Source organism: Actinacidiphila glaucinigra (assembly GCF_035918135.1).
Taxonomy (GTDB): Bacteria; Actinomycetota; Actinomycetes; order Streptomycetales; family Streptomycetaceae; genus Actinacidiphila; species Actinacidiphila glaucinigra.
The window spans coordinates 1,276,646-1,291,489 of record NZ_CP109144.1; the positions used below are offsets into that span (position 1 = coordinate 1,276,646).

Sequence of the window (14,844 nt, forward strand, 5' to 3'; positions counted from 1 at the left end):
ACGAGGCCGGGGGCGGCTCACTGGAGGGACTTCTGCAGGGACGCGACTTCCTCGTCGGCCTCCTCGGCCGCCTCCTGGGGGGAGGTCTGGCCGGTGGTCATGTCGCCCACCGCCTTGGGGATGGGCAGTTCGCCGATGGTGGCGCCCACGAGTGCGCCCTGGCCCTGGGTGATGCCCCAGCGCTTCATGTTGCTGACCCCGGCGGCGAGTTCGTCGAGCAGCTGCGGGGAGAAGACCTCTTCCATGGACTTCTTGGTGTCCACGCCCATGTCGCTGGCCCGCCAGGCCTTGAGGTACTTCTGCGGGTCGTCGGCGGTTCCGGCCCGGACGGGGATCTTGCCCTCGGGGGCCATGCCGAACCAGCCCTGGTAGCCGTCGCCCATCATGTACTCGATGAACTTCTCCGAGGCCGCGGTCTCCGCGGTCCTGGTCACCACCCAGGAGGAGACCTCGCCGAACTGGGCGGGCTTGGCGGCGTCGGGACCGCTCAGCGCCGTGACGATCCCGCTGTTGTCGGAGAGGTACTGCGGGTCCTTCTTGCACTGGGCGCAGCTGGGCAGTGCGTCGCCTCGCAGGCCGGCCAGCTCGTCGAGGAGGAAGGTGGACCAGACGATCATGGAGGACCGGCCGGCGAAGTAGACGGCCCTGGTGGTGTCCACGGTCTGGGTGCCGGGGGCGCCGTAGTCGCCGGCGAGCTTGTCGTAGGCGTCGAAGGCGCGGTCGCACTGCGGGCTGTCGAGGGTGACGTCGCCCTTGGCGTCGGCGAGTTCGCAGCCGTTGGCGAGGGCGATGTCCTCGAAGCTCTGCTGCGTGAAGACGTCGCTGGGGTCGGTGGAGAGCGAGATGCCGCTGGTGCCGCCTCTGTTGAGCTTGCGCGCGGCCTTGAGCATCGCGTCGTAGCTGTCGGGGGCGGCGAGACCTGCCTTGGCGAAGAGGTCCTTGCGGTAGACGAGGATCTGCATCCAGGCGTCGCTGGGCACGCCGAGGCGGGTGGCGCCGTCGCCGGTCAGCTTGAGGGCGTTGGCGTTGAAGGTACCGGAGCCCAGATCGTCGACGATCTTCTTCGTGGCGTCGGTGTTCAGCAGGCCGTTGCTGTACATCTGCCAGACCGGCGCGAGGGGTATGCCCCCGATGACGTCGGGAAGGGTGCCCGCGGCGGCGGCCGACATGATCAGCTGCGGCAGCTGGCCCTCGTCGACCCCGACCAGGTTCACCTCGACCCCGGACTCCTTCTCGAAGGCGGCGATGGTCTTCTTCGTCGCCTCCACGCGGTCGGTGAGGTTCTCCAGGCTCCAGACGGTGATCTTGTTGTCGGGTTTCCCGTTGTCCTGCGCCGCGCAGCCGGACATCACCCCGATTCCCACTACGGCGGCCAAGCCGCTCGCCAGCGCCCTCGACCGTCGGGACCACATGCGCATCAACCGTCCTCATCGTCAGCCTTGCGTTACGTACGCGTTGCATCAGAGCACCACTTTTGCTTGTTGACAAGACTTAAGTCTCGGATATCTTCGACGTAAGTCAGCCTTCGATGGCTGAACGGACCGCATAACCGATCTTTCCGGAGTCCCCTGTGGAACGCGTAGTCCAGTTCACCGGCCCCCGTCAGGTGGAGGTCGCCCCGAGCGAGTCAGTCCCCCTGCCCCCTGGCCATCTGCGCGTGCGAACCCGCTACTCCGGCATCTCGGCGGGCACCGAACTCACCGCGTACCGCGGCACCAACCCGTACCTGACCCGCACCTGGGACCCGGAGGCGCGTCTGTTCCGCGACGGCGCGGCGGGCATCGAGTACCCCGTGGCCGGCTGGGGGTACTCCGAGGTCGGCGAGGTGACGGAAGTCTCACCCGAACTCACGGACGTACCCGGCATGCCCGCCGTCGGCGACCTCGTCTGGGGCATCTGGGGCCACCGCAGCGAGGGCGTCGTACCCGCCGAGCGCATGGTCGGGCACGTGCTCCCGGCCGGTCTGGAGCCGCTGGCCGGCGCCTTCGCCCGCGTCGGCGCGATCGCGTACAACGCCGTCCTCGGCGCCGACGTCCACCTCGGCGAGGACGTCGCCGTCTTCGGCCAGGGCGTCATCGGGCTGCTCACCACGCGCCTCGCCCAGCTGAACGGCGCCCGCGTCACCGCCGTCGACGCGCTCGACGTCCGCCTCGACAAGGCCGGCGAGTACGGCGCGACGACCACGCTCAACGCCCGCACGGACGCGGTCGCCGAACGGATCCGCGCCGCCACCGACGGCCGCGGCGCCGACGTCGCCATCGAGATCAGCGGCGCCTACCCGGCCCTGCACGACGCCCTGCGCTCGGTCGCGGTCGGCGGCCGGGTCGTGGCCTCCGGCTTCTACCAGGGCGACGGCGTGGGCCTGCGACTCGGCGACGAGTTCCACCACAACCGCGTCCAGCTGATCTGCTCCCAGATCGGCGGGGTCCCGCCGCAGCTCAGCGGGCGCTGGACCGTCGAGCGCCTGCAGCAGACCTTCCTGCGGCTGGTCGCCGAGGGCCGCGTCGACGTCCGGTCCCTCGTCAGTCATGTCGTCCCGGTCGCCGACGCGGCCGAAGCCTACGTCCTGCTGGATGAGCGTCCCGCCGACGCGCTCCAGGTCGTCCTGGAGTTCTGAGAGGCCCCTCGATCATGTTCAAGACCGCTTGCCAGGAACAGCTGCTGCCCGGTGACACCCTCCAGCAGAAGTGGGAGTTCGCCCAGGAGGCCGGCTACGACGCCATCGAACTGCGCGGGAAGGGCGACTTCCACTTCCGCGACCGGCTCCCCGAGCTGCGCAGGGCCCAGGCCGACGGTGTCGTCATGCCGACCGTCTGCGTCGACATGCTGCACTTCTTCGGCGCCTTCGACCCCGACCTGCGCCGCGACGCCGTGGCCCAGATGAAGTCGCAGCTCAGCGTCATCGCCGAACTCGGCGGGCTGGGTGCCCAGACGCCCGCCTCGTACGGCATGTTCTCCCGCCGGCTGCCGCCCTTCGAGCCGCCGCGCAGCGAGGAGGAGGACCGCGAGGTGCTCCTGAAGGGACTGACGGAACTGGGCGAGCACGCCCGCGCCGAGGGTGTCACGCTCTTCCTGGAGCCCCTCAACCGCTACGAGGACCACATGGTCAACCGGCTGGAGCAGGCCGCCGAGCTGATCCGCACCGTCGGTCTGGACTCGGTGCGCATCGGGATCGACAGCTACCACATGAACATCGAGGAGACCGATCCGGCGGCGGCCATTCTGGCCGTGGCACCGCTGATCGGCCACGCCCAGGTCAGCGACTCCAACCGCTTCCAGCCCGGCGCCGGCCACCTGGACTGGCCCGCCTGGCTCGGGGCGCTGGACGCCGCCGGGTACGACGGCTACCTCGCCGCCGAGTGCCGTCTCACCGGCGACCCCGTCGACGCCGTGCGCTCCGTGCCCGCCTTCCTGCACCGGGCCGCCGGATGACGGCCGTCCTCGAACCGGCCCTGCGGTCCCCGGGCCGCGAAGTGGACCGGGACGCCGCGCTGCGCCGGGCCGCCGCCCGCGTCCTGCTGTCCAACTGGACGGGCGCGGCGACCGTCCCCTCGCGCACCCTCTATCCGCACCAGTGGAGCTGGGACTCCGCCTTCATCGCCATCGGGCTGGCCCGGCTGGCCCCGCGCCGGGCCCAGCGGGAACTGGAGACCCTGCTGGGGGCTCAGTGGCGCGACGGCCGTGTGCCGCACATCGTCTTCAACCCCTCGGTGCCCCTGGACGCGTACTTCCCGAGCCCCGACTTCTGGCGCAGTTCGGGCGCGGGTGCCGCCTCGGGCGCGCCCGCGGACATCGAGACCTCCGGCATCGTCCAGCCGCCGGTGCACGCCCTCGCCGCCTGGCAGGTCCACCTCGCGGACCCGGCCGAGTCCCGGCGCCGCGGCTTCCTGCGGCGGATGTACCCCCGGCTGGCCGCCTGGCACCGCTACCTCGCCGCCTCGCGCGACCTGGGCGGCGGCGGACTGGCGGCCGTGGTGCACCCCTGGGAGCCGGGCCTGGACAACAGCCCGGTGTGGGACGCGGCGCTCGCCCGGGTCGAGCCGGCGGCGCCGGAGTCCTTCCGCAGGGCGGACCTCGACCACAGCTCGGCCGCCGACCGCCCCACCGACCTCGACTACGGGCGCTACGTCCGGCTCGCCGCCGACTACCGCGACCACGGCTACGACGACGCGCGCGCCCCGCACGCCTTCGCCCTCGAGGACCCCTGCTTCAACGCCCTGTTCATCGCCTCCGAGCACGCCCTCGCCGAGATCGCCGCGGCGGCCGGCGCGGACCCCGCACCGCACCGCCGCAAGGCTGCCGAGGCCACGGCCGCCCTGGTCGAGCGGCTGTGGGACCCCGCCGCGGGCATCTTCCTCGCCCGTGACCTGACGACCGGCGAGGCCGTCGGCGGCCACAGCGTCGCGGGGCTGGTGCCGCTGATCGTGCCCGGCCTCCCGGAGGCCGTCGCGCGGTCGCTGATCGCGACGGCGCAGGGCGAGCGCTTCGGTCTCGGCCGGGTGCACCTGGTACCGAGCTACGATCTCACCGCCCCGGAGTACGACGGCAACCGCTACTGGCGGGGCCCCAGTTGGTTCAACACCGCCTGGCTGGTCCACCGCGGACTGCGGCAGCACGGCGCGGCCCCGGCGGCCGACGCCCTGCGCGAGCAGGCACTCGACGACGCCCTTCGCACCGGCTTCGCCGAGTACGTCGAACCGCACAGCGGCCAGGGCCGCGGCATCCGCCGCTTCAGCTGGACGGCAGCCCTGGCCCTGGACCTGCTGCACCGGACACCGCAAGGAGAGCCCGCCCGATGAGCGTCGAACGTCTGCTGGTCCACCGCGGCACCTTCGCCTCCACCAGCCGCTCCGGCGACATCACGGGACGCCGCGGCGACACCCCGGACGGCCTCTTCCTCCGCGACGCCCGCCACCTGAGCCGCTGGCGGCTCACCGCGGACGGTGTCGTACCGTCCCTGCTGACCTCCTCCGACGACGGTTTCGTGCTCACCCCGGAGGGCGGCCGGGACGAACCGCCGGCGTACTCGCTCTTCCGCAGGCAGGCCGTCGAGGCGGGCGCGCTCACCGAGCGCGTCCGCGTGGTCAGCAACCGCGCGGAACCGGCCACGGTGGAGATCGCGCTGGAGGTGGACGCGGACTTCGCGGACCAGTTCGAGCTGCGGGGCGACCACCGGCGCTACGACAAGGCCGACGGCCGGCGCACCGCCGAGGACCGCCCGGACGGTGTCACCTTCCGCTACCGGCGCGGCGAGGACTGGGACGCCCGCACCACCGTCACCGCCTCCCCCGCCCCCGCCGCCGTCCGCCCGCTGGAGCCGGCCGGCACCGCGCGCCTGCTGACCTGGCGCCTGTCGCTGCCCGGCCACGGTACGGCCGAACTCGCCCTCAGTGTCCGGGCGGTGCCCCACGGCGCCGCGGAACCGGCCGCTCCCCCGGACCCGATGTCGGTGCGCAACCGGCATGCCGCCGAGGAGGACGGCTTCGTCCAGGCGCGCCCGCGGCCGCGTTCGCTCACCAACTGGGACGAGCTCGCGCGCGCCTGCACGGCGGGCCTGGCCGACCTGGCACGGCTGCGCGTGCCGGCGACGGGCCCGGCGGGCGAGCCGCTGCTGGTACCCGCGGCCGGCATCCCCTGGTTCCTCACCCTCTTCGGCCGTGACTCCCTGCTGACCTCGCTGTTCGCGCTGCCGTACCGGCCGGAGCTGGCCGCGGACACGCTCCTCGCCCTCGCCGCGACCCAGGGCACCCGTCACGACGCGGCCCGTCTCGAGCAGCCGGGCAGGATCGTGCACGAGGTCCGGCACGGCGAGCTCGCCCACTTCCGGCAGGTGCCGTACGGCCGCTACTACGGCAGTGTCGACGCCACGCCGCTGTTCCTGGTGCTGCTGGAGGCCCACAGCGCCGCGACCGGCGACCCCGGGCTCGCACGGCGCCTGGAGCCGCACGCGCGTGCCGCGGTGGAGTGGATGTTCCGCGACGGCGGGCTGGGCGCGGGCGGCTACCTCCGCTACACCTCCGACGCCGCGCGCGGCGGGCTGGCGCACCAGAACTGGAAGGACTCCGAGGGCGCGATCTGCTTCGCCGACGGCCGCCGGCCCGAGGGCGCGCTCGCCGTCGCCGAGGTCCAGGGCTACGCCTACGACGCACTGATCCGCACCGCGCGCCTGGCCCGTGGGGTCTGGGGCGACGCCGAGGAGGCGGACCGGCTCGAGAAGGCCGCGGCGGACCTGCGGGAGCGGTTCCGCCGGGACTTCTGGATGAGCGGCCGGGACTTCCCCGCCCTCGCGCTGGACGGTGAGAACCGGCAGGTGGACGCGCTCGCCTCGGACGCCGGGCACCTGCTGTGGTCCGGCATCCTCGACCCGGCCGACGCGCGGACGGTGGGCCGGAGGCTGCTGCAGCCCGACTTCTTCTCCGGCTGGGGGGTGCGCACGCTCGCGGCGGGCCAGGCCCCGTACCACCCGCTGTCGTACCACCGCGGCAGCATCTGGCCGCACGACAACGCGATCGTCGTCCTCGGTCTGGCGCGCAGCGGTCTGGCGGAGGAGGCCTCGGAGATCGCCCACGGGCTGGTCCAGGCGGCCGCCGCGCACGACTGGCGCCTGCCGGAGGTGATGGCCGGCTACGGACGGGACGAGCACCCGGTCCCCGTGCCGTACCCGCACTCCTGCTCGCCCCAGGCCTGGGCGGCGGCCACGCCGCTGGCACTGCTCACCGCGCTCAACGGCGGCCCCGAGGCGGTGCGCTGAGGGGGGCCGGGCACACCAAGGGCCCCGGGTCCCCCGCCGTGACGGCGGGGGACCCGGGGCCTTCACCAGGCCGCGGACCCGGCCGGGGTCACGAGGTGAAGTCGGTGGACAGGGCGAGGTCCCGCCAGGTCTCGACGTCACGGGCCACACCGGCGAGCTTGCCCTCCACGTCGGCGACGCTGGCCTTGCCCAGCGGGATCCGGGCCGGCATCTCCTGCGCGTCGGCGACGGCGATGATGGCGGCCGCCGCCTTCACCGGGTCGCCGTCCTGGGCGTGGTTGCTGTTGTCGGCCCAGTCGCGCATGCCGCCCGCGCTCTCCCGGTAGTCCTCGATGACCCGCTCGGTGCGGTGCAGGGAGGAGGAGTCCAGGAAGTCCGTACGGAACGGGCCGGGCTCGACGGCCGTCGCCTGGATGCCGAGCGGCGCGAGCTCCAGCCGCAGCGACTCGGTCACCGCCTCCACGGAGAACTTGGTCGCGCAGTACAGGCCCCAGCCCGCCCACCCGACGAAGCCGCCGACGGAGCTGAGGTTGACGATCCGGCCCGAGCGCCGGGCCCTCATGACGGGCAGGACGGCACGGGTCACCGTCAGCAGTCCGAAGACGTTCGTGTCGAACACCGCGCGCGCCTCGGCGTCGCTGGTCTCCTCCACCGCGCCGAGCAGGCCCCGGCCGGCGTTGTTGACGAGGACGTCGATGGTGCCGAAGCGCTCGACCGCCGCCTCGACGGCGGCCCGGGTCTGCTCCTCGTCGTTCACGTCGAGCGGTACGGCCAGCAGCCGGTCGGCGTGGGCCGCGAGCGCGTCCTCCACGGCGCGGGGGGTGCGGGCGGTGGCCACGACGTTGTCGCCCCGCTCGAGGGCCTGCCGGGCGATTTCCAGGCCGAACCCGCGGGATGCGCCGGTGATGAACCACGTCGTCATGTGATGTGCTCCTCATGATCACTGGGGGTCGTTCTGTCGACGTGTCCCAGCGTCCGCGCCCGGCGGAGGGCGGACCAGAGAAGGATCAACCGTAGGAGACGCCTGCCTGGGACCGGCAGTACCAGCCGGATCCGGTCACGGGCGGGCGGCCGCGGGGCTCGCCGACCAGGTGGCCAGGAAGCGCAGCGCCTCGTGGGCCGGGGTTCCGGGCTGCGCGGTGTAGACGAACACGGTCTGGTCCGGGTCGTCGCCCACGACGAGGCTCTGGAAGTCCAGCGTCATGGTGCCGGCCACCGGGTGCCGGAAGGTCTTCTCGCCGGCCGCCCGGGTCCGCACCCGGTGGTCCGACCACCAGCGGCGGAAGTCGGCGTCGGCGTCCGCGAGTTCCTTCACCAGCGCCCCCAGCCGCGGGTCCTGCGGGTCGCGCGCCGTGCCCATGCGGAGGTAGGCGACGCACTCGCGGGCGACGGTCCGCCAGTCGACGTACAGCTCGCGGAAGGCGGGGTCCAGGAACGCCATGCGCACCAGGTTGCGCTGCGGTTCGGGGACGGCCGAGAAGTCGGTGAGCAGCGCCGCGCCCAGCGCGTTCCAGCCCAGGACGTCCAGCCGGTGGCTCAGCAGCAGGGCCGGGTACTCCTGCAGACCGTCGAGCAGGGCCTGCGTCTGCGGCCGGATGCGGCCGGGCGCGGAGGCGAGCGGTGCGGCGCCGGCCGCGGCGACCCGCAGCAGGTAGGCGCGCTCGTCGGGCCGCAGCCGCAGCGCCCGCGCGAGCGACTCCAGCACCGCCGTCGAGACGTGCACCGTGCGGCCCTGCTCCAGGCGCACCACGTAGTCCACGCTCACGTTCGCCAGCTGCGCCAGCTCCTCCCGCCTGAGCCCCGGGACCCGGCGGTGCCGCCCGTCGTCCTGCAGGCCCACGTCCCCGGGGTTCACCCGGGCACGGCACGCGCGCAGGAAGTCACCCAGTGTGGTGTTCGAAGCGTTCCGCTGACTCATATGTCGATTATCGACGCTGTGGGACCGTACCGGGGAGCCACGGCCGCAAGCCCTCGGGCACGGCCTTGTGCGGGCGGTCCTCCTTCGGACCTGCCTCCGCGCGCCCGGCGACGGTGCGGACCCGGTCGAGCGAACCGTGCCTTCCGGATCGGCCTGGTGGAACGGCGGCGCAGCCGGTGCCGGAGCGGCACCGGCTGCGCCGGGTGGGTCAGAAGGTCAGGCTCCAGCGGTCGAGATAGCCGGGGTCGACGGTGAAGATGCCGGGGGTGTTGTCGGTGACCCGCAGCTTCCAGGTGCCGTTGGCGGGGACCGCCGAGGCGTCCACGGTGTACGTGGCGTGCACCTCGCCCTCGCCGGTGTCCCAGTACCAGGGCTTCACCGGGATCTCCGTACCGTTCTCGGCGACCAGGGTGGCGATCTGGCCGCCGACCCACGGGTGGACGAGGTCGATCGTCACCTTGAGGTCGCTGGACGCCTTGCCCTTGCGGCCGGTCACGATCAGCGGGGACTCGATCGTCTTCCAGTTGGGGATGTCGTAGCGGGCCGGGTTGACGAAGAAGCGCCCGCCGGAGGCCAGGACGGGCCAGTCGAAGCGCACCGTGCGCTTGGCCTTGTGCTGCGCGGTGTTCTCGACGGTGACGGCCGTCTCGTAGGTGCCGGCCTTCTTCGGGGTGCCGCTGATCAGACCGGTACGCGCGTTGATGGACAGGCCCTTGGGGAGCTTGTGCGCGGAGTAGACCAGCCGCCCGGGGCTGGAGCCGACGGCCTCGATCTGACGGGTCATCGGCTGACCGACGGCCACGGGACGGCTGGAGGGCGTCACGACGGCGATGTGGTTGACGTAGCGGGCGCCGACGTTGACCGCCGCCCAGGCGTTGCCGACGGCCTCGTAGGTCTCGCTGCCCTGCCCGAACAGGTCGGCGGCCGCCTGGAGGGTGGCGGTGCGGGCCCCGGCGTAGTCGGTGCTGCTCGTCATGTAGGTGGTCAGCGCCCGGTACCAGATGTCCGTCGCGTTGTCCCGGCCGATGCCGGCGACCGGCAGGCCGTCGTAGGTCGGGCTGTCGTAGGCGACGCCGTTGATGGTCTTCTTGCCGCTGCCCTCGGAGAGGAGGTAGAAGAAGTGGTTCGCCGGGCCGGAGCTGTGGTGGACGTCCTCCTTCTTCAGCTGCGGCGTCCAGTAGTCCAGCGACGTGCCCTTGACGGGGTCGGCGTCCTTGGACGGCTGGTCCATGTAGCGCAGCGGCTTGCCGGTGCCGCGGACGTCGGCGAGTTCGCCCATCATGTAGTCGGGGACGTCGGCGGGGTTGTCGGCGGAGAACTCCACGGCCGTGGCCATGATGTCGCTGGTCGCCTCGTTGAGGCCGCCGGACTCCCCGGTGTAGGTGAGGTTGGCGGTGGCGAAGGTGACGCCGTGGGTCATCTCATGGGCGGCGATGTCGAGTTCGGTGAGCGGGTGCTCGTTGCCGCGGCCGTCGCCGTACGTCATGCAGAAGCAGCCGTCGTCCCAGAAGGCGTTGGCGTAGTTGTCGCCGTAGTGGACGCGGGAGAAGGCCCCGACGCCGTTGTCGGCGATGCCGTTGCGGCCGAAGCGCTCCTTGTAGAAGTCCCAGGTCTCGCGCTGGCCGTAGGCGGCGTCCACGGCGGCGGTCTGGCGGTCGGCGAGCGTGCCGTCGCCCCAGACGTCGTCGTCGTCGGTGACCAGGTTGCCGATGCCGCCCACGCCGGTCAGGTCGTAGGTCTTGTGCCCGCCGCGCTCCGGGTCGGTCAGCTCGTAGACGCCGCCGTTGTTCACGGTGCCGATCTGCACCTGCCCGCTGTACTGGCTGTTGCCGGTGCCCGAGCGGATCTCCTCGACGCTCTGGAGCTCCTTGCCGGTCGCGGCGTCGGTGACGACGTTCAGCCGGCTGGGGGTGCCGTCCTTCTGGGTGCCGGTGACGTGCGACTGCCAGGCCAGGGTCGGCTTGCCGTCGCCGAGGAAGACGACCAGGCGGGGGGCGCCGTCGGCGGCCGGGGCCTGGGTCCGCTCGCTCTTGGCCGCGGCGAGGGCGGACTTCTGCGCCTTGGCGGCGCTGACGGCGGCCTTCGTGCTGGGCACCGCGACGGGCGCCGACGACGCCTTGCTGACGGTGCGGCCGCCCGCCCGCTCGTGGACCACCAGGTCGCCGCCGATGACGGGGAGGCCCGCGTAGGTGCGCTCGTAGCGCGTGTGCACCGTGCCGTCGGCGTCCTTGATGACGTCCTTGGGTATCAGCGCCTCCTTGCCGCCCAGCCGGAGGGCGCGGGCGGTCGTGGCGCGTCCGTCGGACGCCGCCTTGAGCAGCTGCTTGCGCTGCGCGGCGGACAGGGCGACGGCGCGCGCCTCGGGACGGGATTCCGCCACGATCCTGCGCGGCGCCGTCCCGTCCCCCTCGGACGCTGCGACGGCGCCGGTGGCCGGGAGGAGGGGGGTCAGCAGTGCGGCGAGCGTGACCGCGGCGGTCGCCGCGACACGGCTGCGTGCGCCGTGCGCACGGCGGTTGGGAGAGGGATTCTGCGGTGAACTGGCACCCGTGACAGCGGGATGGTTCGTCACTCGTGGAGCTCCTTGTGAGCGGCCGTTCGAACGGCCGCTGGGGACGGGAACATTGGAGGCCGATGAGGCCTCCGCGAGGTGACGTGCGAGTGATGCTCGCGCGACGTGGTGGATCGTTTCAGCATGTTCGTCCGCTGTCATCACTGCGGAGATCATTGTCCGAAAGTCGGTCGAGTGCGCACCGTGGGAGCGGTCCCACGCGGTGCCGACCACGTGCGGATTTACTGTGCGGCAACAGTGAGGTGACGGTGGCGACCGAAAAGATTCAGCCACGGCGGCGGACACCCCTCGCCGCCCCAATGATGCGGATCTGAGGGTCTTTTCCCTGATCACTGCGGTGTCGATGAGGCCGCTACCGACATCGGGCGGCTCAATTCGGCGGCGGCGGCGAAAATTTCGAGCCAGTGTCCACGGGGCCGAGTGGCGGTCCCGGATTCCGATCGTCGTAGTCAACTCGTGCCGCAGTCAGCCCTGTTGATGATGACGCGGCCGGACGGGACCCGCGCTTACGAGGAACGCAGGGCCGGGCGGACGGGGGAGAAGCCGACGGGCCGACCGCCGGCTCCGGTGGATCGAAGCTACGTGCGGGGCACCGGGGCGAGTCCGCAGACGAATTCCGCGGACGCGAAGAGCTCCGGCGCCGGACGGACACCCGTGATGCGGTGAGCCAGCGCAGAGGCGGCTTCGTTGCACTCGTCGAAGTCCCGGTCGTCCGCATCGCTGAGGTCGAAACCCGACTCCCGCATGGCCGCGACCAGTTCGTCCGGATGAGTCCCATCGCGGTGGTAGGGGAGGAGCGGTTCGAAATGCAGGCGAACCGCGCCGTCCTGGTACCAGCAGAAATGGTCCACGGCATTGACGTTGCGGAAGTGCGAGACCACTGTGCGCCCGCGTGACAACGGAAGCATCGCCTCATCGGTGACACCCAGATAGCCGTTGCACTCGACCATCAGTGACCAGCGGTCGAGGGAAGCGGCGCCCACGAACAGCTCGTCATCGCCGCCCAGTCGGTACGACGGTTCACACAGCCCGGCCACACCCGCGATCCGCGACGCGGACTCGACTCCGAGGGCCCCGAGCAGCTCCTCGGGAGCAAGTCCTCGGACCAGTGTGATGCAGTACGCCTCCATCAGCTCCTCGTACTGCTCACGGAACCATGCGTAGCCGGCGGCGGTGGTCATGTCGGTCATGTGCGCAGCATCGCAGGGGCCACTGACAGGGCCGCTCCCCGAGGCATGAGCCGCACGCCGGGTCCGCCGCCCGCGGCGTCCGCGGCGTTGAGCAGGGGCACCGCGCAGCCGACCTTCCGGGACAGGAGCCCCCGGCGTCCATGTCGATCCAGCCAGGGGCCCGGGCGAAGCGGAGCCGGTCGCCGGGAAGGTCCCGAGGGCGGCACGACCGACCCGTCGGGACAAGCCCTACGCTTCCTCGGCGGCCGGGACCGCGTACCCGGCCACGGACGGCCAGCGGACGGTCAGCACCGTCGAGTCCTCCTCCGCCACCCACGAGTGGTCCACGCCCTTGCCCCACACGACGTAGTCCCCCTGACGGGCCAGCACCACCGACCGCCCCGGGAACTCGACCCGGAACCGCCCGCTGACGAGCACCTGCAGCGCGGTCCGCTCCTCGCCCCGCACCCACTCGCCGCGCTCGTCCCCCGCCGGGTGGACGCCCCACTTGATCTCCACCGCGTCACTGTGCCGGGGGTCGCCGGCCTCCTTGAAGTGCCCCAGCAGCCAGCCCCGGTCGAGCGGCGCGTCCTCACCGGCATTTCCCACGTAAACGCTGTCGTCCATGACCGGGACGCTAACACCGCGGCCCGGCCGTCCCGTCCGGCCGGCGGGGTGCCGCCTCACTCGCTGCCGCGGGGGTCTCCGAGCGCCGTCTCCGCCGTCACGGCCCACCGTTCGTGGCCCCGCCAGGCGCCGTCCAGGTACTGGAAGCGGGGGGAGTACCCCTCGCGCTCGAAGCCCAGCCGCTCCACCAGTCTGATCGACGCGACGTTCGCGGGCTGGATGTTGGCCTCCAGCCGGTGCAGGCCGAGGTCGTCGAAGGCGTACGCCATCAGGAGCCGCAGCCCCTCCGTCATGTAGCCGCGACCCGTGGTCGGCGCGTACGCGGCGTAGCCCAGGGAGCCACTCTGAATGGTGCCCCTGACGATGTTGTTGATGTTGACCCCGCCGACGATGGCGCCCGTCTCGTGGAGGCAGATCACGAAGCCCTTGTGCGTCGGGTGGTCGAAGCGCTCCACGTAGGCGGCGAAGGAATCGGGGGTGTGCTCCCACCGGGGCACCCAGGGCACGTGCAGTGCGGCGCTGGCCCGGGCGAGCGCGTCGATCTCCGCGTGGTCCCGTACGGTGATCCGCCGGATGGCCACCCGGGGACCGTGGGCGAGGAAGGTGTCGTCAGCCATCGCGCGATCGTAGTGCGCCGGACCCACCCCGTACCGACTCCCGGCGAACGGCGTTCACCCGTGGGCCATGCGCGGGCCACCCGTGCGTCTCCGCCGGCGACGCGGTCAGAGCGATCGGCCGGTCCGCAGGTACCGGTAGCCGTGGTCGGTCTGTTCCGCGAGCCACCCGTTGACACTGCTGAGACCGCGTTCGTTGATCTGGCCGTCGTGGATCCCGAACGCCCGCCGCGGAGCCACGGCGTTGACGAAGTCGATCGCCTCGGCCGTATTCAGCCAGGAGGCCTGGAGCGGGACCATCAGCGTCTCGACCGGCTGCCCGGGCAGGTGCAGAGCGTCACCGGGGTGGTAGGCGGCGTCGTCGACCACGTAGCCGAGGTTCGCGCAGTCGGGCCGGCCGGCGTGGATGGGCGCGTGGCGGCCGCCCACCGCGCGCACGCGGAAGCCCCCGGCGGTGAACTCCGAGCCGGCGGTGACCCGGATCGTCTCCAGCCGAGGGATGTCCGCCCCGGCGGGGGCATGGACCGGCACGCCGAGCCCGGCCAGGCGGAGGACGTCGACGTGGTCGATGTGCTCGTGCGTGACCAGCACGGCGTCCGCCCCGGTCAGCGCGGCCGGCTCGCTCCACGTCCCGGGATCGATGACGAGCACGCGCCCCTCGTGCTCGATGCGCACGCAGGCGTGGGTGTACTTCGTGATCCGCATGGCCCCGAACGTAGCGCCCGCGCATCGCCGCGGGCAGTGGGCCGCCGTCCGAGGGGAGCGGTGACCGGCTCGCCGCCGGCATGGCGTTGGCCGACGAGCGGGACCTCTTCGACGGGCGGCACTCGTGAAGGGCCTTCCCCTCTCGTCGGCGGACGCCTCGCCCCCGCCCGCCGCGAGGGGCGGGCGGAGGCACGGCCGTTGGGGGCGCCCCCGGTCCCGAGGAGGCGCGCCGCGCTAGGCCGCCTCGACCAGACGCTGGGCGGCGGTCCGCGCGCCGTCCGTGCGGACGGCGCCGGCGACGGACCGGGCCCGGGCGCCTGGGGGCCTTGTGGCAAGGCCCCCTGTGCGCTAACGGTGGAAATGTGGGAACGGGGCGCCAGGCGTCCCGTACGTCGGGTGACGCGGCCGCGCGACGGATCGCGCGCCCCCCTTCCCGGCGGCCTCGGGCCGCCTCCGACGGAATCCTCTCTGAAACGTTCTCATCTCAC

Annotated in this window: 12 protein-coding genes; 4 read left to right on the forward strand and 8 right to left on the reverse strand. The window is 72.5% G+C overall.

What is annotated here, in order from left to right:
• Positions 1-17: 17 nt before the first annotated feature.
• Positions 18-1,418 (reverse strand): ABC transporter substrate-binding protein, encoded by a 1,401-nt coding sequence (locus tag OIE69_RS05625; protein ID WP_326570821.1) that lies wholly within the window; start codon positions 1,416-1,418, stop codon positions 18-20.
• Positions 1,419-1,570: 152 nt separating this feature from the next.
• On the opposite strand from OIE69_RS05625, the gene OIE69_RS05630 reads away from it, so the two are divergent.
• Genes OIE69_RS05630 through OIE69_RS05645 form a run of 4 tightly spaced genes read left to right on the forward strand, consistent with a single transcriptional unit; the run spans position 1,571 to position 6,751 of the window.
• Positions 1,571-2,617, forward strand: a complete 1,047-nt coding sequence (locus OIE69_RS05630; RefSeq protein ID WP_326570822.1) for a zinc-dependent alcohol dehydrogenase — start codon at positions 1,571-1,573, stop codon at positions 2,615-2,617.
• A gap of 14 nt (positions 2,618-2,631) precedes the next feature.
• Positions 2,632-3,432, forward strand: coding sequence for a sugar phosphate isomerase/epimerase family protein (locus OIE69_RS05635; RefSeq protein WP_326570823.1), 801 nt, complete (start codon positions 2,632-2,634; stop codon positions 3,430-3,432).
• Entirely contained in the window at positions 3,429-4,799 is a 1,371-nt protein-coding gene (locus tag OIE69_RS05640) for an MGH1-like glycoside hydrolase domain-containing protein (RefSeq protein WP_326570824.1), read from the forward strand. Before OIE69_RS05635 ends, OIE69_RS05640 begins: the two co-directional genes overlap by 4 nt.
• Positions 4,796-6,751, forward strand: a complete 1,956-nt coding sequence (locus tag OIE69_RS05645; protein ID WP_326570825.1) for an amylo-alpha-1,6-glucosidase — start codon at positions 4,796-4,798, stop codon at positions 6,749-6,751. Before OIE69_RS05640 ends, OIE69_RS05645 begins: the two co-directional genes overlap by 4 nt.
• An 88-nt stretch (positions 6,752-6,839) precedes the next feature.
• Here OIE69_RS05645 and OIE69_RS05650 read toward each other — a convergent pair whose 3' ends face one another.
• The 7 genes from OIE69_RS05650 to OIE69_RS05680 all read right to left on the reverse strand — a co-directional run bounded on the left by OIE69_RS05650 (position 6,840) and on the right by OIE69_RS05680 (position 14,356).
• The gene (locus OIE69_RS05650; protein WP_326570826.1) at positions 6,840-7,673 is read right to left on the reverse strand and encodes an oxidoreductase; all 834 of its coding nucleotides are present in this window, start codon (positions 7,671-7,673) and stop codon (positions 6,840-6,842) included.
• 135 nt (positions 7,674-7,808) lie between these two features.
• Entirely contained in the window at positions 7,809-8,669 is an 861-nt protein-coding gene (locus OIE69_RS05655) for a helix-turn-helix transcriptional regulator (RefSeq protein ID WP_326570827.1), read from the reverse strand.
• Between the two features lie 208 nt (positions 8,670-8,877).
• On the reverse strand, positions 8,878-11,241 hold the full coding sequence (locus tag OIE69_RS05660) for a M4 family metallopeptidase (RefSeq protein WP_326570828.1): 2,364 nt from the start codon (positions 11,239-11,241) through the stop codon (positions 8,878-8,880).
• A gap of 578 nt (positions 11,242-11,819) precedes the next feature.
• A complete protein-coding gene (locus OIE69_RS05665) occupies positions 11,820-12,431 on the reverse strand; it encodes a DUF6461 domain-containing protein (protein ID WP_326570829.1) in 612 nt (203 codons plus the stop codon).
• A 228-nt stretch (positions 12,432-12,659) separates the two neighbouring features.
• Positions 12,660-13,037 (reverse strand): cupin domain-containing protein, encoded by a 378-nt coding sequence (locus OIE69_RS05670; protein WP_326570830.1) that lies wholly within the window; start codon positions 13,035-13,037, stop codon positions 12,660-12,662.
• 56 nt (positions 13,038-13,093) lie between these two features.
• Positions 13,094-13,654: a GNAT family N-acetyltransferase gene (locus tag OIE69_RS05675; RefSeq protein ID WP_326570831.1), complete on the reverse strand. Its 561-nt coding sequence runs from the start codon at positions 13,652-13,654 to the stop codon at positions 13,094-13,096.
• A gap of 105 nt (positions 13,655-13,759) precedes the next feature.
• Entirely contained in the window at positions 13,760-14,356 is a 597-nt protein-coding gene (locus OIE69_RS05680) for an MBL fold metallo-hydrolase (RefSeq protein WP_326570832.1), read from the reverse strand.
• Positions 14,357-14,844: the final 488 nt, after the last annotated feature.

Excerpts from the sequence above, each read along its gene's own strand:
- OIE69_RS05625 (WP_326570821.1), bottom strand. The coding sequence starts at position 1,418 with ATGCGCATGTGGTCCCGACGGTCGAGGGCGCTGGCGAGCGGCTTGGCC.
- OIE69_RS05650 (WP_326570826.1), bottom strand. The coding sequence starts at position 7,673 with ATGACGACGTGGTTCATCACCGGCGCATCCCGCGGGTTCGGCCTGGAA.
- OIE69_RS05635 (WP_326570823.1), top strand. The coding sequence starts at position 2,632 with ATGTTCAAGACCGCTTGCCAGGAACAGCTGCTGCCCGGTGACACCCTC.
- OIE69_RS05645 (WP_326570825.1), top strand. The coding sequence starts at position 4,796 with ATGAGCGTCGAACGTCTGCTGGTCCACCGCGGCACCTTCGCCTCCACC.
- OIE69_RS05670 (WP_326570830.1), bottom strand. The coding sequence starts at position 13,037 with ATGGACGACAGCGTTTACGTGGGAAATGCCGGTGAGGACGCGCCGCTC.
- OIE69_RS05655 (WP_326570827.1), bottom strand. The coding sequence starts at position 8,669 with ATGAGTCAGCGGAACGCTTCGAACACCACACTGGGTGACTTCCTGCGC.
- OIE69_RS05640 (WP_326570824.1), top strand. The coding sequence starts at position 3,429 with ATGACGGCCGTCCTCGAACCGGCCCTGCGGTCCCCGGGCCGCGAAGTG.
- OIE69_RS05665 (WP_326570829.1), bottom strand. The coding sequence starts at position 12,431 with ATGACCGACATGACCACCGCCGCCGGCTACGCATGGTTCCGTGAGCAG.
- OIE69_RS05675 (WP_326570831.1), bottom strand. The coding sequence starts at position 13,654 with ATGGCTGACGACACCTTCCTCGCCCACGGTCCCCGGGTGGCCATCCGG.
- OIE69_RS05680 (WP_326570832.1), bottom strand. The coding sequence starts at position 14,356 with ATGCGGATCACGAAGTACACCCACGCCTGCGTGCGCATCGAGCACGAG.